We start from the raw sequence: 22,635 nt of genomic DNA on the forward strand, positions 1-22,635 counted from the left end.
ATCGAAGCGGTGGAGCCGGTCGCGGCGGCACACGACATGTCGATGTTCGCGCTGTTCATGCAGGCGGATTGGGTGGTGAAGTCGGTGATGCTGGGGCTGCTGTTCGCCTCGATCGCCTGCTGGGCGGTGATCTTCGCCAAGGCCGCCGACTATGCCCGCGCCAGACGCGAGATGAAGGCGTTCGACAAGATCTTCGCCTCGGGCGAGCCGCTGACCCAGATCTACGCACGATTGAAGGACGGCCCGCGGACCGGGCTCGGGGCGCTGTTTGCCGCGGCAATGGAAGAGTGGAACGGCAGCCATGCCGACAATGCCGCCAATTCGGGCGGCTTGCAGGCGCGGCTGCGCATCGTGCTCGACACGACCGTGGCGGCCGAGAGCGAGAAGCTCGATCGCAGTCTGTCGCTCTTGGCCACGGTGGGAAGCGCCGCGCCCTTCGTCGGGCTGTTCGGCACGGTGTGGGGCATCATGAACGCCTTCACCTCGATCGCCGCGGCCAAATCCACCAGCCTCGCGGTGGTGGCGCCGGGCATTGCCGAAGCGCTGTTTGCCACGGCGCTCGGGCTCTTGGCCGCCATTCCGGCGGTGATCGCCTATAACAAGCTTTCGGGTGATGCCGGGCGGCTGATCGGCCGGCTCGAGGCGTTCGCCGACCGGGTCTCGGTGCTGCTGTCGCGGCAGCTCGATGCGCGGGGGAATGCCTGATGAGCATGTCGCTGCAGAGTGCCCGTGGGAGGCGCGGCCGACGTGGGGCGATCAGCGAGATCAACATGACGCCGCTGGTTGACGTCATGCTGGTGCTGTTGATCGTCTTCATGGTGACGGCGCCGCTGCTCACCTCGGGTGTGCCGATCGACCTGCCGCAGACCAACGCGCCGGAGATGAAGGTCGAGGGAACCAAGCCGCTCACCATTTCGGTGAAGCCTGAGGGCCAAGTCTATCTCGGCGAGGACGAGATCTCGCTCGAAACGCTGCTGAGCTCGGTGGCGGCAGCGGCGGGCGACGCCGGCACGCAGCAGCGGCTCTACATCCGGGGCGATGCGACCGCCGATTACGGCCTGATCATGCAGGTGATGGGCGATCTGAGCCGCGCCGGCTATGCCCGCATCGGGCTGATCACCCAGCAGCGCGAACAGTAAGATGAAGAAGGCCGCCCTCGCCTCCGCCAGCATCCATCTCGGCCTGATCGCCGGGGCGTTCGTATTCCTGAACCTCGAGCCATCGATCGACGAGACGGCGGCGGAATCGGTGGCGGTCGAGATCATCTCGGTCGACACGGCGACGAGCAACCCGACCGAGGAGATCAGCGAGGCGACGGAGACGCTGGTCTCGGCTGGCGCCGAGGTCGAGGCGGAAGCGGTGCCGGAGACTGCCGAGGCCGAGGTGCTCGAGGTGGCGGAGGCCGAGCCGGCCAAGGCAGTCGAAGCCGTGGCGGCGCCGGTCGAGGTGGCCGAGATCGCGCCAACCGAGAGTGAAGAGATTGCCTCGGCCGAGGTGCTGACCGCGGCGGCGGATCCGATCGCGCCGGTCGAAGCGGCGATGCCGCAGACGGTGGATGCTGCAGCGACGGTGGTTGCTGACAGCGTGGCGCCGTCACAGTCCGATCCGCTCCAAGAGGTACGCACCGCGACGATAGCTCAGCTGACGCCGGAGCCGGCGATCCAGCAGATCCCGCCGACGCTGGCTAAGCCAGTTGACGTGGTGCAGCCGCTGGAAACGGCAAGCCTCGCGCCGGTGATCGAAGACGAGCTGCAGGTGGCGCCGATTCCCAAGCCGCGCATCGTGCGGAAGCCGCCCGAAGCCAAGGCCGAGCCGGTGAAAGAGCCGCCCAAGGACCAGCCGACCGACAAGCCGAAGCAGGCGAAAAAACAGCCGCAGAAGAAGCCGCCATCGAAGCAGGCGAGCCTTGGCAATGGCGGCAACGCCGAAGCCGACAGCGCGGCGAGCAAGAAATCGGGCGGCGGCGCCGGCAAGAAGAACGACGGCGGCAGCGCCGCGGCGAGCAAGTACCCCGGCCTGGTGCAGGCCAAGGTCACCCGCGCCGCCAAGTACCCCTCGAAGGCGCGCGGCGATGCCGGCGAAGCTTTGGTGAGCTTTACCGTCGGCGCCAGTGGTACAGTGACGAAAGTCGCGCTGGCCCGCAGTTCGGGAAACGATGCGCTCGACCATGCCGCGCTGGCGGCGGTCGACCGCGCCGCGCCCTTTCCCCCGATTCCCGAGGCAGCGGGACGATCGAGCTGGTCGTTCACCGTGCCGGTCTATTTCAAGAAGTGAGTTTTGCAGATGGATGAAAAGACGAAGGACGTGCTGCTCGAGACCACCGCCGATGCGGTGCGCGAGGCCAAGACGCTGATCCGCTCGGCACGCTCGGGTTCGATCGCGACGATCGAACCGGGGACCGGCTGGCCGATCGCCACCCGCGTCGGGGTCTCGACCGACTATGACGGCGCGCCGATCATCCTGATCTCGAGGCTGGCCGCCCATACCGGCGCCCTGCTCGCCGATCCGCGCTGCTCGCTGCTGATCGGTTATCCCGGCAAAGGCGATCCGCTGGCGCATGCCCGCGTCACCATCGCCTGCGAAGCCCGCGAAGTAGAGCGTGACAGCGCCGAGCACCAGCGGCTCGACACGCGCTACCTGATCCACCAGCAGAAGGCCAAGCTCTATTCGGGCCTCGGCGATTTCCGCTACTTCCGGCTGGAGCCGAAGAGCGCCTCATTCAATGCCGGGTTCGGCCGCGCCTATGCACTGACCCGCGACAACCTCGTCAATGCCAACCCGGCCAATCCGGAGCTGGCGGCGAGTGAGCCCGACGCCATCGAGCACATGAACGACGACCACGGCGAGGCCGTCGGACTCTATGCCGAGCACTTCGCCAAGGCGGCGCCGGGCAAGTGGCGGCTGATCGGGGTCGATGCCGAAGGCATGGACCTCGCCGACGGCGACGACATCCTTCGCATCTGGTTCGAGAGTGAGCTCACCTCGTCCAAGGACCTGCATATGACGCTGGTGAAGATGGCCGGCGAAGCGCGGCGGGCGCTCAACCGGCCGCTGAAGGACGCGAAGGCCGCGTCATGAAGGCCCTGGTCTCCGCCGCCCTGCTGCTCGCGGCATCACCGGCACTGGCGCAGCAGGCAAGCCTGCCGGGCGGCGCCTCGGCGCTCAACGAGGCGCATGGCAGTTGGACGGTGAACTGCGTGCTGGTCGAAGCCGGCAAGGATTGTGCGTTTTCACAGACCGCAGGCAACCCGCAGACCGGCAGCGCGCTGGTCGCGGTCGAGCTGGCGGCGCCCACCGGCAACAAGGCCGAGGGGATGTTGCTGACCGCATTCGGGCTGAGCCTCGATGCCGGCGTGCAGCTCGGCATCGACGGCCAGCAACTGGGGCAGGCCCGGCCGTTCCTCACCTGCGTCGAGACCGGATGCCTGGTGCCGCTCGATTTCGACGAGGTGGCGCTCAGCGCCATGAAGGTCGGGACAACCCTCGAGGTTACCGGCGTGAAGGTCGACGACGGTCAGCCGGTCACTGTGACCCTGTCGCTCGCCGGCTTCACCGCCGCCTATAACCGCACGGCGGAACTCGCCCAGTAGCGTTTTATGTTGACTCATATACTCAACTTTAATAGAGCGTGAACACCGGCCCGTAGCGGGTCGTGGAACAGCAAGCCAAGCGGCGTGCGGCGCGCCGACAGCCAGCCAACAACTTTGGTTTCTTTCGGGGGCAGGCATGCTTTATCGGCCGCATGTCGCGCGTGCATCGGCACGCGCGAATATCTCACCTTGGCATCTCATCGGCATCAGCGTCGTGGCGCTGCTCTGCGCAGTTCCGCAGCCGGTTGCGTCGCAGCAACTCACCGCGGCGCAGACGACGATCCTCAAGCGGATCGTGGTCGTCGCTTCGCGCGGCAGCAAGAACGTACTGGATGTACCGCAAACCATCACGGTGATCGACCAGGCAACGCTGGAGAAGCGCCAGGTGCGCGATATCCAGGACCTGGTACGCTACGAGCCGGGCATCGCCGTGACGCGGCAGACCTCAATTACCAACCCCTGGGGCCAACTCACCTCGTTCACCATCCGTGGTGTCGGCGGCAATCGCGTGCAGATGCTGGTCGACGGCAGCAGGGTGCAGGAGATCACCACCGACGGCAGTCGCGACTTCGTCGACCCGTGGAACATGAAGGCGGTCGAGCTGGTGCGGGGGCCGAATTCGGTGCTGACCGGTTCAGATGCGCTAGGCGGAACGGTGTCGTTCCGGACGCGCGACCCCGCCGACCTGCTCGAAGGGCAGGACAAGCCATGGGCAGTCGAGGTCAAGACCGCCTGGGACAGCTACGACAACAGCTTCCGCAAGCAGGTGACGGGGGCGTACGACTTCGGCAACGGCCTGCAGGTGCTGGGCAGCCTCGGACACATGAGCGCGGAAGAGCCCAAGCTCACCAAGGCCGACCCCAACGGTGGCATCTGGGGCTGCACGCGCCCAGCCTCCTTCCGCTGCGACAAACTCTTCCCCGCCGATACGAGCATCTATAACGGCCTGCTCAAGGCCGTGTGGACGCCTGATGACGCGCATCAGTTCACCCTTACCGGCGAGTTCTTTGACCGCAACACCGAGGTCAACCAGGTCTGGGACTCGACTGAGACGACTGGCGTACCGACCGGTGGCACCAACACAGCGGGTGGCACCTATGACAGCGTGAGCTACATCCGCGACCTGGACATGACACGCTACCGGCTGGCGCTGGGGCATGAGTGGGAGGTCGGCGCGGACTGGCTCGACTCGGTGAAGTGGAACATTTCCTACTCGCCGCAACGGCGCATCACCGACAGCAACCAGGTGCGCAAGTACGCGCTTCGCACCGAGGAGCGCAACCAGCTGCGCGACTACGGCGAGACCTTCCTCGAGGCAGACGTGCAGCTCAACTCGTCGTTCGAGCTGCTCGGCATGTCGCACAACCTCACCTATGGGTTCGACGGCGACTTCACTCAGTCGAGCTACGACGGCGTCAACACCACACGCAACGTGACCACCGGCACCGTGACCGTGACGCCCAACCAGGGCTTCAACTTCCCGGAGGTGGGTACCGTTCGCGCCGACCTCTACCTGCAGGACGAGATCAAACTCCTCGATGAGCGCCTGACGCTAACACCCGGCGTGCGCATCGCCACCTACTCGATCGACCCAACCGGCGACGACGACTACGTGCCGCTACCCGGCTTCGTGCCCCAGGTGCAGGAAAGTACCCGGCTGATAAAGCGGATCGGCGCGATCTACGAGCTCGATGACAGCTGGTCGGTCTATGCCGGCTATGGCGAGGGGTTCAAAATGCCCACCAGCCAGCAGCTGTTCGTTTCGGTCAACGACATCTTCAGCGGCAACAAGGTGATCCCAAACCCGAATCTCAGGCCGGAATCGGTGGCGAGCTACGAGGCGGGCTTCCGCGGAGAGTTCGAAAAGGGCTGGCTGTCGGTCGGCGGCTTCTACAGCGAGTACACCGACTTCATCCGCAGCTTCGCGCCGGTCGCCGGCCAACCGTCGAACGTGGTGACCTACGACAACCTCGACACGGTGAAGCTGTGGGGTATCGAGGCGAGTGCCGAGTTCGAGGTCTACGAGAACCTCTTCGCCTCGGGCACCCTGACCTACAGCAAGGGCGTGCAGCAGGCCAACAGCTCGTCGACCGAGACCCCCTTCGACGGCGCGGTGCCGCTGACGCTGGTGGCCGGGCTGCGCTACGAGCTGCCTGACAACGGGCTCGAGTTCGAGGTCATCGGTACCTTCGCGAGCGGTGTCACCGAGCGCAGCGACCCCAACGCCTTCAAGCCGGCAGGCTACGCGGTGTTCGACGCCCACGCCAAGTGGGAGCCGGCGGAGAACATCGAGCTGACCGCTGGCATCCAGAACATCTTCGATACCCGCTACTTCCCGAACACCCTGACCGGATACGCCAACACACCGGACAGCCCGGCAGTGGGCAATGTGAACCCGTTGGAACAGCAGGTCGCGCCGGGCCGCACGTTCAAGGTCGGGGCCAAGGTCACCTTCTAGTCACACCTACTCCGCGGGAGGGCCTCGTCCATGACTCTCCCGCTCTTTTTTGTCCGGAGATCCTCGTCATGATCCGCGTGCTTGGCCAGTTCTGGCGCCTTCTGGGGCTCTGCATCAGCGGGCGGGGCGGCAAGCTCGGGCTGGTGCTGTTCGCTGCCGTGGTGGCGCTGAAGCTGGCCGGCGTCTATGCGACGCTGAGGATCATCTCCTGGACCAAGGATTTCTACTCGGCGCTCGAGGCGGTCGATGCCAAGGCGGCGCTGACGCAGATCGGCATTTTCGGCGTCATAGTGCTGCTGAACTCGATCCGTGAGCTCAGCTCGCAATACCTCAACAAGCTGGTGCTGATCCGCTGGCGCAAATCGCTGACCGAAGCGGTGCGCGACCGCTGGCTGCGTGGCAAGGCCTATTGGCGGATGGCCGATGGCAGCGGGGTGGACAACCCCGACCAGCGCATCGCCGACGATTGCCGGCTGTTCGTCAGCGGCATGCTGAGCGAGGCGCTCGACCTCATCACCAATATCGTCGCCATCTTCTCCTATGTGGCGCTGCTCTGGCAGCTGTCGTCGTTCCCGCTGTCGCTTGCTTTCATCGGTATCGACTTCGAGATCCCGCGCTACATGCTGGTTGCGGCGTTCGTCTATGTCGGGCTCTGCTCGCTCTTGACGCATGTACTCGGCAGCCCGCTGAAGAAGCTCTATGTCGAGCAGCAACGCCGCGAAGCAGACTTCCGCTTTGCTCTGGCCCGCATGCGCTCGAACGTCGACGAGATCGCGCTACTCAACGGCGAAGACGCCGAGCGCCGCACGCTCGACAACCGCTTCGGCGGGATCATGGGAAACTGGCGCCGGCTGATCAATCGCGAGCTGATCCTCAGCTGCTTCACCTACCCCTACCAGCACACCGTGCTGCGCATCCCGCTATTCGTAGCCCTGCCCGCCTTCCTCGCCGGTAGCGTCAATTTCGGCGGGCTGATGGAAGTGAGTACGGCGTTCTCGAGCGTCGTCACCACCCTCTCGTGGTTCATCTTCTCGTATCGTGACCTTGCCGATCTGGTCGCTGCGTCCTCCCGTCTCGACGGCTTCCTCCGCTCGACGGATGACGGGACAGCATCGGTGGTCAAAGGGGGTAACGGCCCGCTGCGGATCTCGGGGCTCGAGCTGAGGCTGCCGGATGGCCGGGCGCTGCTCGGGGTGAAGGAGCTCACCATCGCGCCGGGTGAAGCCGCGTGGCTGGCCGGCGCCTCGGGGCTGGGAAAGACCACGCTGGTCAAGGCGATCGCGGGGCTCTGGCCGCACGCCAATGGCCGGATCGAGACGCCTCGGGGCAGCATGCTGTTCCTGCCGCAACGCGCCTATGTGCCGATCGGCAACATCATGGATGCGGTGTCCTATCCGGCGAGGGCCGAGGCCTTCTCGCCGGAAGCGCGCGAGGCAGCGCTCGAGGCCGTGGGCCTCGGCAATCGGTTCGACGTGGCCCTCGGCACCGGCGAGGCCGGCACGGGTGGGCTGTCGGGTGGCGAGTTGCAGCGGCTGGCACTGGCGCGACTGCTGCTGCATCGGCCGGATTTCGCCTTCCTCGATGAAGCGACCAGCGCGCTCGATGTCGCCGCCGAGACCGAGCTCCTGACACTGCTGCGGCGCGAACTGCCGGAGACTGCCTTCATCGTCGTCGCCCATCGCAAGCCCCAGGGCCTCGGCGCGCTCACCACCGTGGAACTGGGCGTCGCTCCGACGGCTCCCGCCACACCTCTCGAACCCGTACCTGCCTAAGGACCTCTGCAATGCTCGACACGTTAGCCCCTTTGCCTCGTTCCCTGCCCCGGGCCCGCCTCGATGCCAGCGCTCGCGACGTGCTCGCCACCCTGCCCGCGATCGGCAGGCTGATGGTGACGGCGCGACACCTCGGCGCCACGCACGAACGGATCGGCGCCGTCGAGAGCGTCAGCTTCGAGGACGGCTGGGCGGTGATCGGCGGCGCCGAGCACGAGAGCCGGATCGAGCTCGCGAGCGTTGCCGAGATCATCGTCGACCGCACCAGCGTGATGAAGGACAAGGCCTATCCGCGCATCGACCTGAACCGTGCCGATGGCAGCTATATCTGCGGCATTGTCGGGTTCGACGGGATCGAGCCGTTCGATGCGGCCGTGGCGCCGCTCGGCGCCGGCACGGCGATTGACGCCAAGCCCGACACGCCACCGGGCGAGCGCATCGAGGCGAGCGAAACCGACCCCGGCCGGCTGCCGCTCGAAGACGCACAGGCGGCGCAGGCGCAAGTGGTGATCGGTTTCAGGCGGCCCGGCTTCCAGCAGTTCTGGCGCGGCACCATCGAGACGGTAAAGCCGGCAATGGGCTTCATCAACGTGATGCGGTCGGATTTTCACCTGCACCTCAAGGCGGGCGCAGTGGCCGAATGGCATCGCGACTCGGTGACCGGCGAGCGTGAGGCGTTCAATGCCGACGGCGAACCGCTGGGCCTGACGCTGCTACGGGCGAATTGAGCGGTCCGCGAATTCTACGTCTTGCTCCCGCTGCCGCTCCATTGGCACCGAAATTTCCCCGCGCACGGTGGCGCCCGGCAAAGGCCGGGGTGACGTCATGGGTGGGGTGACTTTGGTGCCCTCGACCGGCTTCGGAACCCTGGGCGCGGGACTCGTACTTCCCCCCTTAGCCCAAAGCGCAATTGCCGCTTCGCACCAGATATTATAATAGCATTGGCGCGGGGCTGGAGGAGTCGTGCCAATGCAGGTGGAGTTGAACGGGCGGGTGGCCCTGGTCACCGGCGCGGCGGGCGCGATCGGCCGTGCCATCGCGCGGCGGCTGAGCGACAATGGCGCCAGCGTCGTGGTCGCCGACATCAATCGTGAGGGGGCCGAAGCCTACGCCGCGACGCTCCCCGGCGCGATGGCGGCAGTGATCGATATCTCGAGCCGTGACTCCGCCGAGGCCGGCGTGGCGGAGACGATCGCCCGTTACGGCCGGATCGACATCCTGGTCAACAATGCCGGGGTCAACAGCTTCGTGCACCGGGTCAACATCGACACGTTTCCGCTCGAGGAGTGGGAGCGCATTACCCGTATCGACCTCGATGGCCTCTACCTGATGAGCCACGCGGCGCTGCAGCCGATGGTCAAACAGGGCGAAGGCGGACGGATCATCAACATTGCCTCGGTCGTAGGGCTGGCGGCGATGCGGCTGCAAAGCCCGTTCGTCGCGGCCAAGGCCGGCATCATCCACATGACCCGCTCGATGGCGCTGGAACTAGGGCCGCAGGGCATCCTCACCAATGCCATCGCGCCGGGTTCGATCATGACCGAGGGGACGCGCTCGCTGTTCTATGGCGCGGACGGCAAGTTCGCCGGACGCACCGCCGAGTTCATGCAGCATTTGCCGCTCGGACGCCCCGGCACGCCCGAGGAAATCGCCGAGGCGGTGCTGTTTCTGAGCTCGCCCGGCGCCAGCTACATCAACGGCCAGGTGCTGGCCGTCGATGGCGGCTGGACCGCCGGCTACATGATGTGAGGCGGCAGATGCGGATCGAACTCCAGAACACATTTGTCGAGTTGCGCGGCGAGCAGAACGCGGTCGCCATTGCAGTGCTCGACGCGCTGAGGAGCAATGGCGCGACGGTTGGCGCGGTGGCGCCGGTGCCGGACATCCTGATCGTGTCACTGCCGCTGCTGCCGGTTGCCGGTTACGATCCGGCGGCGCAGCTGCTGTCGGCCAGGGCGACGGGCGAGGCGATGTTCGCGCGCGGCAGCGGGCGCGTGCTGTTTCTCGTTTCAGCCGCAGCCGGGATGCCGATGCGGCGGCATGCCGAGTTTTCGGTGGCAATGGCCGGGGTGCTGGCGACGGTGCGCACCATGGCGATGCAACTCGGGCCGAATGTACTGGTCAACGCGCTGGGCGTCGGCGCCATCGGCGAACCGCTGGTGGCTGGCGATGCGGCAATGATCGGGCATGCCTCGGTGAAGCGGCCGGGATCGGTGGCCGAGGTTGCAGACACGGCGTTGTTCTTCTGCGACCCGCTCAACAGCTACACCACGGGTCAGATGCTGTCGGTCGACGGGGGATGGAGTGCCGGCTATGGCCGCAATTTCTGAGCATCTCGAACTCAGGGCCGGGACGCTGGCAATCGATCTCGCACCGGCGATCGGCGGCAGCATTGCGCGCTTCCGGATCGACGGCATCGATGTGATGCGGCCGCTCTCGGACGCCAACCGCCAGGCCGGCAACGTGCTGGGCGTCGCGTCCTTTCCGATGATCCCGTTCGCCAACCGGATCGGCGGCAATGCCTTCACGTTCGAAGGCCGGCGCTATGACTTTGCCGCGAACAACCCGCCGGAAATCTACCACGTGCACGGCACTGCCTGGCACCGGCCATGGGCGGCGGAGCAGTCGGCCCCCGGACACGCGGTCCTGACGCTGGAGGTGGCCGACCCCTCATCCTATTCCTATCGCGCCGAGCAGCGGTTCACGCTGACCGATACGGGGCTCGAACTGGTGACGCGGGTGACCAATTCAGGCGAACGCCGGATGCCGTTCGGCTTCGGGCATCACCCCTGGTTCGACCGGGATGCGGATACGACGCTGCAGTTCGGCGCCACGAGCTTTCACCTGAACGAGCCGGAAGGGATGATCGGGCAGCGGGTGTCGCTGCCGCCCGAGGTATCCTTCAACACGGCCGCGCCGCTGCCGATCTACTGGCGCTGCAGCGACTATGGCGGCTGGGACGGCAGCGCGACGCTGCGCTTCCCAAGCCGTGGCGCCGGGATCACCATGCAGGGCGATGCGCCCTACAAGCACGTGATGTTCTACGCCGATCCGGCGCTGAACGTGTTCTGCGTCGAGCCGCAGACCAACGCATCGGGTGCGTTCAACCGGCCGGATGGGTTCGGCGATCCGGAGGATGGGGTGATGGTGCTGGCACCGGGCGAGAGTGCTGAGGGGACTTTGCGGTTCGAGCCGTTTCGGATCTAGGCGCCTGATGGTGCGGCGATCGCCTTCTCCCCTTGTGGGAGAAGGTGGCCGACAGGCCGGATGAGGGGGCCGCAGCCAAAGGCTGCGCGATCGGAGCGAAGCGACGAGCGGCGGAGTGCGCGGAGAGATACCCCTCATCCGCCCTTCGGGCACCTTCTCCCACAAGGGGAGAAGGCGACACCACCAACTGCGGTGGACCTAAGATGCCGCCCGCACCGTTTCCGCCTGCGCCGCAGCCACCGCACGCAGCACGCGATCTTCACCACCTTCGCCGCGCCTGAAAGCGTCGACGATGCGGCCATCGGCGATGGTGAGGCAGCGGTCGCAGAGGCCGAGCACTTCTTCGAGCTCCGACGAGACGACGACCAGCGCCACGCCCTTGTTGGCGAGCTCGACGACGAGACGGTAGATCTCCTGCCGGGTCGCCGCATCGACGCCCTTGGTCGGCTCGTCGAGCAGCAGCACTTTTGGGGCGCGCATCAGCACCCGGGCGAACAGCAGCTTCTGCTGGTTGCCACCCGAGAGGTGGGCGACCGAGGCCTGCGGCGACGACGCCTTGACGTTGAGCTGGCGCATCGCTTCGAGAATGGCGCTGCGCTCGCGCTCGCCGCGAACCATGCCGCGGGCAGAGAGCGGGTCGAGATTGCCGATGGTGATGTTGGCGCCGACCGGCAGATTGAACAGCAGGCCGTCGCGCTTCCGATCCTCGGTGAGGAGCGCGATGCCGGCGTCGCGTGCATCACGCGGCGAACGGATGGTGATGGGTTGGCCATCGACCTTCACCGTGCCCTCGGCGGGGACGCGGCCGAAAATGCCGTGCAAAATCTCGCTGCGGCCCGAACCGAGGAGGCCCGCGAGGCCAACGATCTCGCCCGCTGCCACCGAGAAGCTGACATCGCGCGCACCGTAGATGGCCCCGGGCTTGCCGGCGACGCTCAAGTGCTCGACGCTCAGCATGGGGCGTGCGCCGACCGGCGCCTCGTGCGGCGGGAACAGCTTTTGCAGCCGCTGGCCCGACATGGCGAAGATGAAGCGGTCTTCCTCGAATTCCTCGCGCCCAAGCTCGGCGGCAACGCGCCCATCGCGCAGCACGGTGGCGCGGTCGCAGACGGCGAGCACTTCGGGCAGCCGGTGGGTGATGTAGATCATGGTGACGCCCTGCCGCTTCAAGCGGCGCAGCACCTCGAGCAGCGCTTCGACCTCGGTGCCGGAGAGCGACGCGGTCGGTTCATCAAGCATCAGCACGCGCGGTTTCAGTGCCAGGGCGCGGGCGATCATCACCAGGTGGCGTTGGGCCGAGGTCAGCGAGGCGACGATGGCCTTGGGATCGATCGCAAGACCGAGATCATCGAGGATGGCGCGGGTGCGCTCCTCGAGCTTGTGTCGGTAGATCAGCACGCCTTCGCCCAGCCCGGTATGGCCGGCAAAGACGTTCTCAGCCACCGAGAGCTGCTCCAGCACCTCGATCTCCTGCGGCACGTAGCCGACGCCGGCGGCGCGCGCCGCGGCCGGCGAAGCAAAGCTCACCGGCTGACCAGCGAGGGTGATCTCGCCGGTGTAGGAGCCGGCCGGATGGACACCGTTGAGGATCTTCACCAGCGTCGACTTGCCGGCGCCGTTCTGGCCCAGCAACGCATGGATTTCTCCGGGCAGCACGTTGAAATCGACGCCGCGCAGCGCCTGCACGCCGGCGAAGGCCTTGACGATGCCGCGGGCAGAAAAGATCGGGTCCATGGGGCTGCCTTGGTTGACCTATTCGGTAGGAGACCGCGCCGGCCTCCGGGTCAGGGAAGGCCGGCGCGGCGGGAGAGCCGGTTTACTGGCCGGCGCTTTCAAGCATGGCGTAGTAGGGGTCGAGATCGGCCGCGGTGATGACCTTGGAGGGCAGCACGTTCATGTACTCGACAGTCTCGCCCTTGGCCAAAGCGCCGAGCAGTTCGGCGACCTTGGCGCTTTCCTCGTAGAGTGGCTGCGCCACGATGCCGTAGGCGGCGCCGGACTTCACCAGGTCAAGGTTCTGCCGGATGTAGTCCATGCCGATGATCACCACGTCGCGGCCGGCCTTGCGGGCCGCGCCCGACCAGGTCTGGATCGAGTTGCCGGTAGTGCCGAAGGCGGCGGTGACGTCAGGATTGCCCTGGAGGATGGCGATGGCCTTGCCCTCGGCAGCGGAAGGTTCGAACCCTTCCATCTGGGTCTCGAGCACTTTGATGTCCGGGTACTTTTCCGCAATGGTCTTGCGGAAGGCGTCCGACATGGCGTTTTCGGTGTCGTTCGAGGCGCCCTGGGTGAGGGCGACGGTGCCCTTGCCGCCCAGCTTGTCGCCGATGGCGATGGCGGCATTGGTGCCGGCGGCCGCGATATCCTGCGCGGCGGCGGCCTTCAGGCCATCGACAGTGCCCTCAGGCGGCAGCACGTGCCAGGTGACGACCGGCAGGCCCTCCTTGGCGAGCTTGGTGATGTAGGAGTAGATCGCCGGATCGGGACCGTAGACGCCGACCGCGTTGAACTTGGTGCGCGACAGGGCCGCCTCGGCGAGCGGCAGGGTGGCCGGGATATCCCAGTTGGTGGCAGAGGGGTCGCCCACCACTTCGCAGGTGTAGCCGAGCTCCTTGCACTTATCGAGGAAGCCCGCCTGCATCAGCCGATGCACCGGGTGATCCTTCATCGCCTGCACCCAGAGCAGGTTGACGTCCTGGGCATAGCTGGCGCCGGCGGTGCCGAAGCTCGCAAGCAGCGCCGCTGCGCCGAGCAGGCCTTTCACCAGTGTCCTCTTCGAGATGTTCATGGTTCCTCTCCTCCATTGGCCCGCGGGTTGCCGCGTGGCGTGAACGGTTGTGCGGGCGCCCCCTCAGGCGCCGGATGTCTTGCTGTCGGATTTCTTAGCTGCTGCGGTCTTGGCGCCGGCGCCGACGGTGAAGTAGCGGCGGCGCAGGATGTCGAGACCGACCGCCAGCACCATGATCACGCCCACCGCGATCTGCTGCCAGTTGGAGTTGACGCCGATGACCACGAGGCCGGACTGCACCACCTTGAGCATCAGGATGCCGACCACGCCGCCGGCAATCGTGCCGGCGCCGCCAAACAGGCTGACGCCGCCAACCACCACGCCGGCGATGACGATGAGCTCCCAGCCCGAGCCGATCGAGGTGGTGCCGGATTGCAGGTCCGCCATGACGAACATGCCGGCCACGGCCGAGAGCGCGCCGACGGTGATGAAGGCGCCGATCTTGTAGATGGTGGTGTTGATGCCGACGAGGCGCGCCACTTCGGGGTTGCCGCCGGTGGCATAGAGGTTGCGGCCGAGCACGGTGCGGCGCAGCACGAAATCGGCGACGATGGCGGCGACGATGAAGAAGGCGAAGCTCCAGCCCAGCCCAAAGGCAAAGGTGCTCATGCCGAAATCGGAGACTTCCTTGGGCAACGGGTAGACCGGGTAGCCGCCGGTGACGAGCTGGATCAGCCCCTGGCCGATAAACAGCATGCCCAGGGTCTGGATGAAGGCCGGGATCCTGAATTTGACGACGATGATGCCGTTGATCAGCCCGATCAGGGCGCCGACGCCCATGCCGCCGAGAATGGCCAATGGCACCGGCCAGGCGAGCGCCGTCATCAGTTGCGCGGCGATCACCGCCGAGACGCCGGCGACGGAGCCGACCGACAGGTCGAACTCGCCGGCCACCAGCAGAATGGTCTGGCCGATGGCGATGATGCCGACGAACGACACGACGTTGAGGATGGCGCGGATGTTGCGCTCGGACAGGAAGGCCGGCTGCAGGACATAGAAGAACGCCACCAGCAGCAGCAGCGCCGCGATCACCCCCACCTCGCCGATGGCGATGAAGGAGATCAGCCGGTTGCGCAACGAAGGCGTGGTCGGTTGCTCGGTCGTGGCGGGCGCCGCGCTGTTCATGCTTTTCCTCCCTGAGCGGCGGCGCTGTTGCGGAGTGATCCGGTCAGCGCTTCGCCGTGCCCTAATCAGCTATTATACTATTATAAGTGTCAAGACCTCTCGTGCACTGGTCTGACCAGTTGCCCTGTGAGCCACGATCTGCGGTTATGGTACCGGAACCATCCGCTAACGTCAAAGGAAATGGTACCGGAACCAGTGCTGGCGCGAAGCGATTGTGACGACTATGATTCCGCGCGTTTTCGGGAGTAGCGCATGGCCAGGTCGGAAGACGGCGGCGACAAGAAGCCGCTGGAGCGGTTGGGGGTGCGCGAGATCGCCAAACGGGTCGGTGTCGCGCCGATGACCGTGTCGCGCGTGCTCTCGAACCCAGACATGGTCGCCCCGGCGACCCGCGCCAAGGTGCTCGAAGCGATCGAGGCGGCAGGGTTCGTGCCCAACCGCCTGGCCTCGAGCATGAAGGGCAATGGCCGGATCATCGGCACGGTGGTGCCGCCGCTGATCAACTCGGGCATCGCCGAACAGGTGCAGGGCATGTCGGACGAGTGCCAGCAGGGCGGCTACTCGATGCTGCTGGTGCAGGGCGAGTTCACCACCGAAGCCGAGGAAGCCTCGATCCGCACCCTGCTCGGCTGGCGGCCGGCGGGCATGATCCTGCAGAGCTTCGTGCAGAGCGAGGTGGCGCGTCAGCTATTGGTGTCGAGCGGCGCGCCGGTGGTGGAGATTTCCGAGATCAAGGGGCGGCAGCCGATCGACATGGTGGTGGGCGTCTCGAACTTCGAGACGGCCTACGCCATGACCATGCACCTGGCTGCCAAGGGCTATAAGCGCATCGGGTTCGTCTCGACCCCGATCCACGGCAATGACCGGCTGCAACAGCGGCGCACCGGCTACCATGCGGCGCTCACCGAGCTCGGCATCGAGAACCACGCGTCGCTGGAAGTGGAAGTGCCGATCACCGCCGCCGGCGGCGCCGAGGCACTGGTGACGCTGACCGAACGGCACGCCGATATCGACGCGATCTTTTTTTCCTCCGACACCCTGGCGATCGGCGCGGTGCAGGAATGCCACCGCCGCGGCTGGGCGATCCCCGGCCGGATCGGCATTGCCGGCTATGGCGACATGGACCTCGCGGCGCAGCTCTACCCGCCGCTGACCACGGTGAAGGTGAACCGCTACGAGATGGGCCGGCGCGCCGTGCGGCAACTGCTCGACCGGTTGGGCGGCAAGCAGAAGCTCGCGACGATCACCAGCCTGGGGTTCGAGATTGTTGATCGGGAGAGTGCTTAGGCGCTGCATAGCGTGTGTGGCCCCACCCCCTCCTAGCTTCGCTAAGTCGCTGACGCGACAAGCTTCGCTTGCCTCCCCCATCAAGGGGGAGGTGGGGGCCGGCCGAACTGGCGGGAATGTACCCCACACACCGAACGGCACCTCCCCCCTTGTGGGGGAGGTTGGGAGGGGGGTGGGCCATAGGCACCGGCAGGCTAGCGCTTACCCTTCGCCTTGTTCTGCGCGTCCGTCCCCAGCCGCTGTTCCCAGCCCTCGGCGTGCACATTGAGATAGGCTTGCGGGTCGTACGGGTGCTGCTTGATGGCGTCGATGTTGAGGTCGATGCCGAGGCCCGGCGCGTCGGGGAGCGACAGGTGACCGTTCCTGGGATCGATGGTTGGCCGCCAGGTGACGAGGTCGAAGGTCCAGGCGTCGTTGAAGGCGTCGAAATGTTCCTGGATCAGGAAGTTCGGCACTGCCGCGGCGAGTTGCAGGCAGACCGCCGTCGCCACCGGTCCACCGCTCTGGTGCGGGGCGATGTGGCTGCCATGCGCCAGCGCCAGGTTGGCCACCTGCATGGACGGGCCGATGCCGCCCAGCGACATCGGTTCGGGCTGGAAGATGTTGACGCCACCGCCGGCGGCGAGCGCGTAAAACTGGCCGACCGTGTCGAACATTTCGCCGGTCGCCACCGGGATGGGCGAGCGATGCGCCACCTCATGCACGGTCTCCTGTCGATCCCGCGAAGTCGGCTCCTCCCACCAGTAAATATCGAGGTCGTCGAAGCGCTCGGCCGCCCTGATCGCCGCGATTTCGGTGAAGCGGGCATGCACGTCGATCAGGATGCGGGTGTCGGCGGGCAGCTCGTCGCGCAGCTTGCGGCAGATATCGTAGCTGAGCTCCAGCTCCTCGCGGGAGATGAAGCCCTGCGCGGTACCGAAGGGATCGAGCTTGAACGCCTTGAAGCCCTTGGCGAGCACGGCTTTCGCCGCCTCGAGGAAGTGCTCGGGAGTCCGCTCGGTGCGGTACCAGCCATTGGCGTAACCGAGCACGCTGTCGCGCACCTGGCCGCCGAGCAACTGGTGGATCGGCACGCCGAGGCTCTTGCCGAGGATATCCCAGCAGGCGACTTCGACCGCCGCCATCACGGTGCGATGGATATGTCCGCCATCGAGCGACACGCTGTCGAGCATGCGCTTCCACAGCGCACTGATGCGACGCGGGTCCTGGCCGATGGCGAGGTGCTTCAGCTCATGCACCCCGGCCTCGGTAGTGGCGATGAAGCCGTTCAGCGTGCCCTCGCCGATGCCGTAGATACCGGCATCGGTATGCACTTTGACGAACAGCCAGTTCTTCCAGCCGGCGCCGACGGTGAAGGTTTCGATCTCGGTGATTTTCATGCTCGACTCCTCACAACCCGTGGACTTGCCGTCCTTTCACCGGGTCATTCCCGCGAAAGCGGGAACCTCTGTTTTCTGCGTGCGCAGCGGACACCGCAAACGGAGTTTCCCGCTTTCGCGGGAATGACCCGGTGTGTGCTTCAACTTAGCCCCGCTATCCTCTCAACCACCGCCTCGACCGTCAGCCCATACTTTTGCTGCAGGGTCGGGACGGCGCCGCATTCGATGTAACGGTCGGGCAGCCCGATGCGGGTGACCTTCTTCGCTATCCCGGCATCGAACAAGGTCTCGACCACCAGGCTGGCAAGCCCGCCGACCATCACATGGTTCTCGGCGGTCACCACCTTGCCAACCGACGCAGCAAATTCGGCGACGGTTTCGGCGTCGAACGGCTTGATGGTTGGGACGTGCAGGACGGCGACGGAGATGCCGCGCTTTTCGAGCAGGGCCGCGGCGTCGATGGCGCGCTCGCTCATCAGGCCGGTCGAGATGATGCCGACATCCTCGCCGTCACGCAGCTGCCGCGCCTTGCCGATCTCGAACTTGTAGCCGGGCTCGAGCACCACCGGCACGGCGCCGCGCAACAGGCGCATGTAAACCGGCCCCCGATGGTCCGACATCGCTACCGTGGCGGCGTCGATCTCGGTGGCGTCCATCGGATCGATGATGGTGAGGCCGGGGATCATCCGCATCAGCGCCAGATCTTCGATCGCCTGGTGCGTGCCGCCATAGCCGGTGGTTAGCCCGGGCAGGCCGGCGATGATCTTCACGTCGAGATTGGAGTGGGCCAACGCAATGGCGACAAAATCGAAAGCGCGACGGCTGGCGAACACGCCATAGGTGGTGGCGAAGGGTTGCTTGCCGGTGCGGGCGAGGCCGGCCGCCACCGCGACGAGGTTCTGCTCGGCCATGCCGACATTGAAGAAACGGTCCGGATGCGCGTCGCGGAACGGGTGAATGTCGGTGTATTTGCCGAGATCTGCGGTGAGCCCGACAATGTTCTGCCGCTGTTGCCCGAGGCGGGCCAACGCCCTGCCGAATGGCGCATCGACCGATTGCCGGCCGCCACCGGCGGCTTCGTTCTCACCCATCGCCAGGGTACGGCCGGCTTCCATGGCGCGGCTCATTGCCCGGCTCCCACGCTGTGCTCGAACTCGTCGATGATCGAGTCCCACTGGCCGATATCGACGCGGAAGAAATGCGACTTCTCGCTCTGCTCGATGCGCCGGACGCCTTTGCCCGGCAACGTGCGGAGCACGATGGCCTTTGGCTTGCCGTTGCGCTGACGGGCCCTGGCGAGCGTTGCGACCACGGCATCCATGTCGTTGCCGTCGATCTCAAAAGTCTCCCAGCCGAAACTCCGCCATTTGTCGGCCACCGGCTCCATGTCGAGCACCACCGGGCCATCAGCCTGGATGCCGTTGCAGTCGACCAGCGCCACCAGCCCATCGAGCCGGAAATGGCTGGCGGACATTGCCGCCTCCCAGGTCGAGCCTTCCTGCATTTCGCCATCGGAGAGCTCGACAAAGACGCGGGCCTCCGAACGATCGAGCCGCAGCCCGAGTGCCTGCCCGACCCCCTGCCCCAGGCCATGGCCGAGCGAGCCGCCGATAACCTCGACGCCGGGTGTCGTATCGAGCGTCGACATCTCGAGCCGGCTGTTGTCGGCGCCATAGGTGACGAGTTCGGCCACCGGAATGATGCCGGCTTCGGCGAGGGCGGCCCAGAGCGCGATCGAGTAATGTCCGGTCGATAACAGGAAGCGATCGCGGTCGGCCCAGCCGAGGTTCTCGGGGTCGTAGCGCAGCTCGTGAAAGTAGAGCGCGGTGAGCGCATCGGCGATGCCGAGGCCCTGGCCGATATAGCCGGCGCCCTGGCCGCGGGCCATGGTCAGCATGTGGCGGCGCAGCGCGGTGGCGCGTGCCTTGAGCGCGGCGACATCGGCCTCGGCCGGAGGCGAGTTGCGGGTCATCAGGTCAATCCTTGTCGAGGCCGCCGGACATGTTGAGCCGCTCGGCGGTCATGTAGGGCGGTGAATCGAGGCATAGCCACACCACCGACCCCGCCACCTCGGCGATCTCGGCGCGACGGCCCAGCGGCACGCGGCGGGTGCGCTCGTCGAGGAAGGCCTGGAGGTCGTTGCTGCGGCCATTGACGCGGGCCAGCTCAACCTCGGTCGAGCGCTGCATCTCGGTGTCCATCATGCCGGGCGCCAGCGAGTTTACCAGCACGCCATAGGGGGCCAGCGCCACGGCGAGCGCCCGGGTGATCGAATCCACTCCGGCCTTGCTGGCGGTGTAGGCGGTGTAATCGGGCAGCGCCATGCGCGAGCCCGGCGAAGTGATGTTGACGATGCGGCCGGCGCGCTGCTCGCGCATCACCCGGCCGGCAGCCTTCGATGCCATGGCAAGCGCCGTGACGTTGAGCGCCAGGGTGCGGGTCCAGGATGTGTAGCTCGACTCGAGGAAGGGCTCGATGACGCCGTAGCCGGCATTGTTGACGAGGACGTCGATGCCGCCCCAGCGCGCCACCACCTTGTCGACAGCCGCTTCGGGCGCCCCCTCGAGGGTGAAATCACCGACGATCTCCAGCGCCTGCCCGCCGACGGCTTCGACCAGTCGCGCCGTTTCGCTGGCGCCGGCGGCGTTGATGTCGGCAATGCCGACGGCGCAACCGCGAGCCGCCAGCTGGATGGCAACCTCTCGCCCCAAGCCGCCGGCGGCCCCGGTCACCAAAGCGCGCTTCAGGATCGCCTTGTTCGTACTCTGAGCCAAAATCTGCAGCCTCCCCCGGGACGTCTTGACGCGACTGATACCGGTACCATAAATGACTGTCAACGGGCTTGGGAGGGTTCAAATGAAAGTCACCGCACTGGAGACACTGACGATCGCCGAGTTCCCGTTCCTGTTCTGGCTCAGGGTGCATACCGATCAGGGGATCGTCGGCACCGGCGAGACCTTCTGGGCGCCGGGACCGGTGGCGAGCTACATCCATGACAATGTGGCGCCCTACCTGATCGGCAAGGACCCGCGCGATATCGAGCTGCACGATCGGACGCTGGGGAGCGTCTATGTCGGGGCGCGCGATTCCGGCGCCGAGGTGCGCGGCAACTCGGCGGTGAACATTGCGCTGTGGGATATCTACGGTCAGGCGCTGGGCGAGCCGCTGTGGCGGCTATTGGGTGGGCGGACGCACCAGTCGGTGCCGATCTACAATACCTGCGCCGGCTACAGGCATGTCCGCGCCAGCAAGAAGAACTCGCTGTTCGAGCGCACCGAGGACTGGTCGCTGCAGGCGGGCGACTCGAACGATGGGCCGTATGAAGACCTGCTGGCTTGGCGGTTCGACGCCGGGAAACTGGCGAAGAGCCTCCTCTCCGAAGGCATCGGCGCGATGAAGATCTGGCCGTTCGACATCGCCGCTGAGGCCTCGAACGGCACCCGCATCTCGCTCAGCGAACTCGACACGGCGCTGGAGCCGTTCAAGCGGATCCGCGACGCGGTCGGGCGCGACATGGAAATCATGGTCGAGCTGCATGGGCTCTGGACTCTGCCGCCGGCGCTGCGTATCGCCGAGGCGCTGAAGCCCTATGACGTGGCGTGGCTGGAGGAGCCGATCCGCTACAACGAACTCGATGCGATGGCCGAGCTGGCGCGGCACACTTCAACGCCGATCGCGGCGAGCGAGCGGCTGGCCTCGCGGCAGATGTTCAAGCAGCTGATCGACAAGCGCGCCGCCTCGGTGATCATGATCGACCTCGCCTGGTGCGGCGGGCTGTCGGAAGCACGCAAGATCGCCAATATGGCAGAAGCGAGCGAGCTGCCAGTGACGCTGCACGACTGCACCGGGCCGATCGTCTATGCCGCCAGCTGCGCGCTATCGGCGACGCTGCCGAACGCCATCTACCAGGAGGCGGTGCGAGCCTATTTCACCGGCTGGTACACCGAAATCGTCGCCGACCTGCCGCCCGTCACCGAGGGCCGGGTGGCGCCGCTCGATGGCGCCGGGCTTGGGATGCGACTGCGGGAGGAGCTGTTCACGCGGCCGGATGCTACAGTGCGGCGGACGGGGGCGGTCTGAGGACTCGCCGCACACACGGAGCGGCACCTCCCCCCTTGTGGGGGAGGTTGGGAGGGGGGTGGCCACGCGCACCTGCGCAGCGCTAGACACCACCTTCGAGCCTGCTGCCCCACCCCCTCCCGGCCTCCCCCATCAAGGGGGAGGTGTGGGCCGGTGGGTTGGCTAGACCTAGCCCCGCAGCTCCCCGACCGCCGCCTTCAACCCCCTAAGCACCAGCGCCGTATCCACCCCTGCCCCCACCAGCGTCACGCCGCGAGCGATCCAGCGGCGGGCGGCTTCGCTGGTGCCGGCGAAGATACCGGTGGTAACGCCGGCGGCTTTGCAGGCATCGATCACCTGCTCGATCGTCGCGACAACCTTGGGATGGCCCATCTCGCCCGGCACGCCGAGGGCATGCGACAGGTCGAGGGGACCGAGGAAGATGCCGTCGAGGGTGGGGAGCTTCAGGATCTCCGGCAATGCGGCGACGCCGCCGGCACCTTCCACCATCAGCAGCACGGCGACATCGCGGTTGGCCTCAGTGAACCATTCGGCGCGGCCGGAATAGTCGGCGCCACGGACGAAGGAGTTGGCGCCACGATTGCCATCGGGGGCGAAGCGGGCAGCCCGCACGGCGCGCTCGGCTTCGGCGAGCGAGCCGATCTGCGGCACGATCACCCCGGCAGCGCCGGCATCGAGCGCGGCGCCGATCTCGGTCGGCTCGCTGCTGCGCACCCGCACCAGCGGATAGATGCCGCGCGCCATGGCGGCGAGGATCAGCGGACCGAGCGCTTCGCTGCCATGCGCGCCGTGTTCGAGATCGAGGATGATGCCGTCATAGCCGGCGAGCGCGATCAACTCGACCAGCTCCACCGACGGGATGATCGAGAACGGCGCCAGCAGCGGCGCCGCCGTTTTGAGGCGCGCACGAAGCGGCGATAACGGCATGACAAACCTCCCTCATTCGCCC

General features: G+C 66.5%; 21 protein-coding genes. 13 read left to right on the forward strand and 8 right to left on the reverse strand.

The genetic code is table 11. The features are described 5' to 3' along the window. The 11 genes from tolQ (at nucleotide 1) to AC1ROK_RS08190 (ending at nucleotide 11,027) form a co-directional block, all read left to right on the forward strand. Complete coding sequence (gene tolQ / locus AC1ROK_RS08140; RefSeq protein ID WP_492846379.1) at nucleotides 1-705, forward strand: protein TolQ; 705 nt, start codon at nucleotides 1-3, stop codon at nucleotides 703-705. Continuing rightward, the gene (locus AC1ROK_RS08145) at nucleotides 705-1,139 is read left to right on the forward strand and encodes an ExbD/TolR family protein (RefSeq protein WP_492845630.1); all 435 of its coding nucleotides are present in this window, start codon (nucleotides 705-707) and stop codon (nucleotides 1,137-1,139) included. The genes tolQ and AC1ROK_RS08145 overlap by 1 nt, the downstream gene beginning before the upstream one ends. 1 nt (nucleotide 1,140) lies before the next feature. Next, nucleotides 1,141-2,274 (forward strand): energy transducer TonB family protein, encoded by a 1,134-nt coding sequence (locus AC1ROK_RS08150; protein ID WP_492845632.1) that lies wholly within the window; start codon nucleotides 1,141-1,143, stop codon nucleotides 2,272-2,274. Nucleotides 2,275-2,283: 9 nt separating this feature from the next. Then, nucleotides 2,284-3,078: a HugZ family pyridoxamine 5'-phosphate oxidase gene (locus tag AC1ROK_RS08155; RefSeq protein ID WP_492845634.1), complete on the forward strand. Its 795-nt coding sequence runs from the start codon at nucleotides 2,284-2,286 to the stop codon at nucleotides 3,076-3,078. Beyond that, nucleotides 3,075-3,590, forward strand: coding sequence for an invasion associated locus B family protein (locus AC1ROK_RS08160; protein ID WP_492845636.1), 516 nt, complete (start codon nucleotides 3,075-3,077; stop codon nucleotides 3,588-3,590). The genes AC1ROK_RS08155 and AC1ROK_RS08160 overlap by 4 nt, the downstream gene beginning before the upstream one ends. Before the next feature lie 136 nt (nucleotides 3,591-3,726). Continuing rightward, on the forward strand, nucleotides 3,727-6,048 hold the full coding sequence (locus tag AC1ROK_RS08165) for a TonB-dependent hemoglobin/transferrin/lactoferrin family receptor (protein ID WP_492845638.1): 2,322 nt from the start codon (nucleotides 3,727-3,729) through the stop codon (nucleotides 6,046-6,048). 68 nt (nucleotides 6,049-6,116) lie between these two features. Then, a complete protein-coding gene (locus AC1ROK_RS08170; protein ID WP_492845640.1) occupies nucleotides 6,117-7,820 on the forward strand; it encodes an ABC transporter ATP-binding protein/permease in 1,704 nt (567 codons plus the stop codon). Between the two features lie 11 nt (nucleotides 7,821-7,831). Beyond that, nucleotides 7,832-8,548 carry a ChuX/HutX family heme-like substrate-binding protein gene (locus tag AC1ROK_RS08175; protein ID WP_492845642.1) on the forward strand — a complete coding sequence of 239 codons (717 nt, stop codon included), beginning with the start codon at nucleotides 7,832-7,834 and terminating at the stop codon, nucleotides 8,546-8,548. Nucleotides 8,549-8,789: 241 nt separating this feature from the next. Continuing rightward, nucleotides 8,790-9,569: an SDR family NAD(P)-dependent oxidoreductase gene (locus AC1ROK_RS08180; protein ID WP_492845644.1), complete on the forward strand. Its 780-nt coding sequence runs from the start codon at nucleotides 8,790-8,792 to the stop codon at nucleotides 9,567-9,569. Between the two features lie 8 nt (nucleotides 9,570-9,577). After that, a complete protein-coding gene (locus AC1ROK_RS08185) occupies nucleotides 9,578-10,150 on the forward strand; it encodes an SDR family NAD(P)-dependent oxidoreductase (RefSeq protein WP_492845646.1) in 573 nt (190 codons plus the stop codon). Continuing rightward, nucleotides 10,134-11,027 carry an aldose 1-epimerase gene (locus tag AC1ROK_RS08190; RefSeq protein ID WP_492845648.1) on the forward strand — a complete coding sequence of 298 codons (894 nt, stop codon included), beginning with the start codon at nucleotides 10,134-10,136 and terminating at the stop codon, nucleotides 11,025-11,027. Before AC1ROK_RS08185 ends, AC1ROK_RS08190 begins: the two co-directional genes overlap by 17 nt. Before the next feature lie 198 nt (nucleotides 11,028-11,225). On the opposite strand, the gene AC1ROK_RS08195 is transcribed toward AC1ROK_RS08190, so the two are convergent. The 3 genes from AC1ROK_RS08195 to AC1ROK_RS08205 form a co-directional block, all read right to left on the reverse strand. Continuing rightward, nucleotides 11,226-12,761, reverse strand: coding sequence for a sugar ABC transporter ATP-binding protein (locus AC1ROK_RS08195; protein WP_492845650.1), 1,536 nt, complete (start codon nucleotides 12,759-12,761; stop codon nucleotides 11,226-11,228). 82 nt (nucleotides 12,762-12,843) lie between these two features. Next, on the reverse strand, nucleotides 12,844-13,815 hold the full coding sequence (locus AC1ROK_RS08200) for a sugar ABC transporter substrate-binding protein (protein WP_492845652.1): 972 nt from the start codon (nucleotides 13,813-13,815) through the stop codon (nucleotides 12,844-12,846). Nucleotides 13,816-13,878: 63 nt separating this feature from the next. Continuing rightward, the gene (locus tag AC1ROK_RS08205; RefSeq protein ID WP_492845654.1) at nucleotides 13,879-14,940 is read right to left on the reverse strand and encodes an ABC transporter permease; all 1,062 of its coding nucleotides are present in this window, start codon (nucleotides 14,938-14,940) and stop codon (nucleotides 13,879-13,881) included. 252 nt (nucleotides 14,941-15,192) lie between these two features. Between AC1ROK_RS08205 and AC1ROK_RS08210 the strand changes: the two genes are divergently transcribed. Further along, nucleotides 15,193-16,227, forward strand: coding sequence for a LacI family DNA-binding transcriptional regulator (locus AC1ROK_RS08210; protein WP_492845656.1), 1,035 nt, complete (start codon nucleotides 15,193-15,195; stop codon nucleotides 16,225-16,227). Nucleotides 16,228-16,421: 194 nt separating this feature from the next. Here the strand turns inward: AC1ROK_RS08210 and AC1ROK_RS08215 are convergent, their stop codons facing one another. The 4 genes from AC1ROK_RS08215 to AC1ROK_RS08230 all read right to left on the reverse strand — a co-directional run bounded on the left by AC1ROK_RS08215 (nucleotide 16,422) and on the right by AC1ROK_RS08230 (nucleotide 20,380). Further along, a complete protein-coding gene (locus tag AC1ROK_RS08215; RefSeq protein WP_492845658.1) occupies nucleotides 16,422-17,606 on the reverse strand; it encodes a mandelate racemase/muconate lactonizing enzyme family protein in 1,185 nt (394 codons plus the stop codon). A gap of 140 nt (nucleotides 17,607-17,746) precedes the next feature. Then, a complete protein-coding gene (locus AC1ROK_RS08220) occupies nucleotides 17,747-18,733 on the reverse strand; it encodes a transketolase family protein (RefSeq protein WP_492845660.1) in 987 nt (328 codons plus the stop codon). Further along, nucleotides 18,730-19,578: a transketolase gene (locus tag AC1ROK_RS08225; RefSeq protein ID WP_492845662.1), complete on the reverse strand. Its 849-nt coding sequence runs from the start codon at nucleotides 19,576-19,578 to the stop codon at nucleotides 18,730-18,732. The genes AC1ROK_RS08220 and AC1ROK_RS08225 overlap by 4 nt, the downstream gene beginning before the upstream one ends. 4 nt (nucleotides 19,579-19,582) lie before the next feature. After that, nucleotides 19,583-20,380: an SDR family NAD(P)-dependent oxidoreductase gene (locus AC1ROK_RS08230; RefSeq protein ID WP_492845664.1), complete on the reverse strand. Its 798-nt coding sequence runs from the start codon at nucleotides 20,378-20,380 to the stop codon at nucleotides 19,583-19,585. Nucleotides 20,381-20,462: 82 nt separating this feature from the next. Between AC1ROK_RS08230 and AC1ROK_RS08235 the strand changes: the two genes are divergently transcribed. Then, nucleotides 20,463-21,686 (forward strand): mandelate racemase/muconate lactonizing enzyme family protein, encoded by a 1,224-nt coding sequence (locus AC1ROK_RS08235; RefSeq protein ID WP_492845666.1) that lies wholly within the window; start codon nucleotides 20,463-20,465, stop codon nucleotides 21,684-21,686. A gap of 168 nt (nucleotides 21,687-21,854) precedes the next feature. Here the strand turns inward: AC1ROK_RS08235 and AC1ROK_RS08240 are convergent, their stop codons facing one another. Beyond that, complete coding sequence (locus AC1ROK_RS08240; RefSeq protein ID WP_492845668.1) at nucleotides 21,855-22,613, reverse strand: HpcH/HpaI aldolase family protein; 759 nt, start codon at nucleotides 22,611-22,613, stop codon at nucleotides 21,855-21,857. Nucleotides 22,614-22,635: the final 22 nt, after the last annotated feature.

This window comes from Devosia sp. GW821-FHT12F11 (genome assembly GCF_058806655.1).

Excerpts from the sequence above, each read along its gene's own strand:
- AC1ROK_RS08145 (WP_492845630.1), top strand. The coding sequence starts at position 705 with ATGAGCATGTCGCTGCAGAGTGCCCGTGGGAGGCGCGGCCGACGTGGG.
- AC1ROK_RS08150 (WP_492845632.1), top strand. The coding sequence starts at position 1,141 with ATGAAGAAGGCCGCCCTCGCCTCCGCCAGCATCCATCTCGGCCTGATC.
- AC1ROK_RS08155 (WP_492845634.1), top strand. The coding sequence starts at position 2,284 with ATGGATGAAAAGACGAAGGACGTGCTGCTCGAGACCACCGCCGATGCG.
- AC1ROK_RS08160 (WP_492845636.1), top strand. The coding sequence starts at position 3,075 with ATGAAGGCCCTGGTCTCCGCCGCCCTGCTGCTCGCGGCATCACCGGCA.
- AC1ROK_RS08165 (WP_492845638.1), top strand. The coding sequence starts at position 3,727 with ATGCTTTATCGGCCGCATGTCGCGCGTGCATCGGCACGCGCGAATATC.
- AC1ROK_RS08170 (WP_492845640.1), top strand. The coding sequence starts at position 6,117 with ATGATCCGCGTGCTTGGCCAGTTCTGGCGCCTTCTGGGGCTCTGCATC.
- AC1ROK_RS08175 (WP_492845642.1), top strand. The coding sequence starts at position 7,832 with ATGCTCGACACGTTAGCCCCTTTGCCTCGTTCCCTGCCCCGGGCCCGC.
- AC1ROK_RS08180 (WP_492845644.1), top strand. The coding sequence starts at position 8,790 with ATGCAGGTGGAGTTGAACGGGCGGGTGGCCCTGGTCACCGGCGCGGCG.
- AC1ROK_RS08185 (WP_492845646.1), top strand. The coding sequence starts at position 9,578 with ATGCGGATCGAACTCCAGAACACATTTGTCGAGTTGCGCGGCGAGCAG.
- AC1ROK_RS08190 (WP_492845648.1), top strand. The coding sequence starts at position 10,134 with ATGGCCGCAATTTCTGAGCATCTCGAACTCAGGGCCGGGACGCTGGCA.
- AC1ROK_RS08195 (WP_492845650.1), bottom strand. The coding sequence starts at position 12,761 with ATGGACCCGATCTTTTCTGCCCGCGGCATCGTCAAGGCCTTCGCCGGC.
- AC1ROK_RS08200 (WP_492845652.1), bottom strand. The coding sequence starts at position 13,815 with ATGAACATCTCGAAGAGGACACTGGTGAAAGGCCTGCTCGGCGCAGCG.
- AC1ROK_RS08205 (WP_492845654.1), bottom strand. The coding sequence starts at position 14,940 with ATGAACAGCGCGGCGCCCGCCACGACCGAGCAACCGACCACGCCTTCG.
- AC1ROK_RS08210 (WP_492845656.1), top strand. The coding sequence starts at position 15,193 with ATGGCCAGGTCGGAAGACGGCGGCGACAAGAAGCCGCTGGAGCGGTTG.
- AC1ROK_RS08215 (WP_492845658.1), bottom strand. The coding sequence starts at position 17,606 with ATGAAAATCACCGAGATCGAAACCTTCACCGTCGGCGCCGGCTGGAAG.
- AC1ROK_RS08220 (WP_492845660.1), bottom strand. The coding sequence starts at position 18,733 with ATGAGCCGCGCCATGGAAGCCGGCCGTACCCTGGCGATGGGTGAGAAC.
- AC1ROK_RS08225 (WP_492845662.1), bottom strand. The coding sequence starts at position 19,578 with ATGACCCGCAACTCGCCTCCGGCCGAGGCCGATGTCGCCGCGCTCAAG.
- AC1ROK_RS08235 (WP_492845666.1), top strand. The coding sequence starts at position 20,463 with ATGAAAGTCACCGCACTGGAGACACTGACGATCGCCGAGTTCCCGTTC.
- AC1ROK_RS08240 (WP_492845668.1), bottom strand. The coding sequence starts at position 22,613 with ATGCCGTTATCGCCGCTTCGTGCGCGCCTCAAAACGGCGGCGCCGCTG.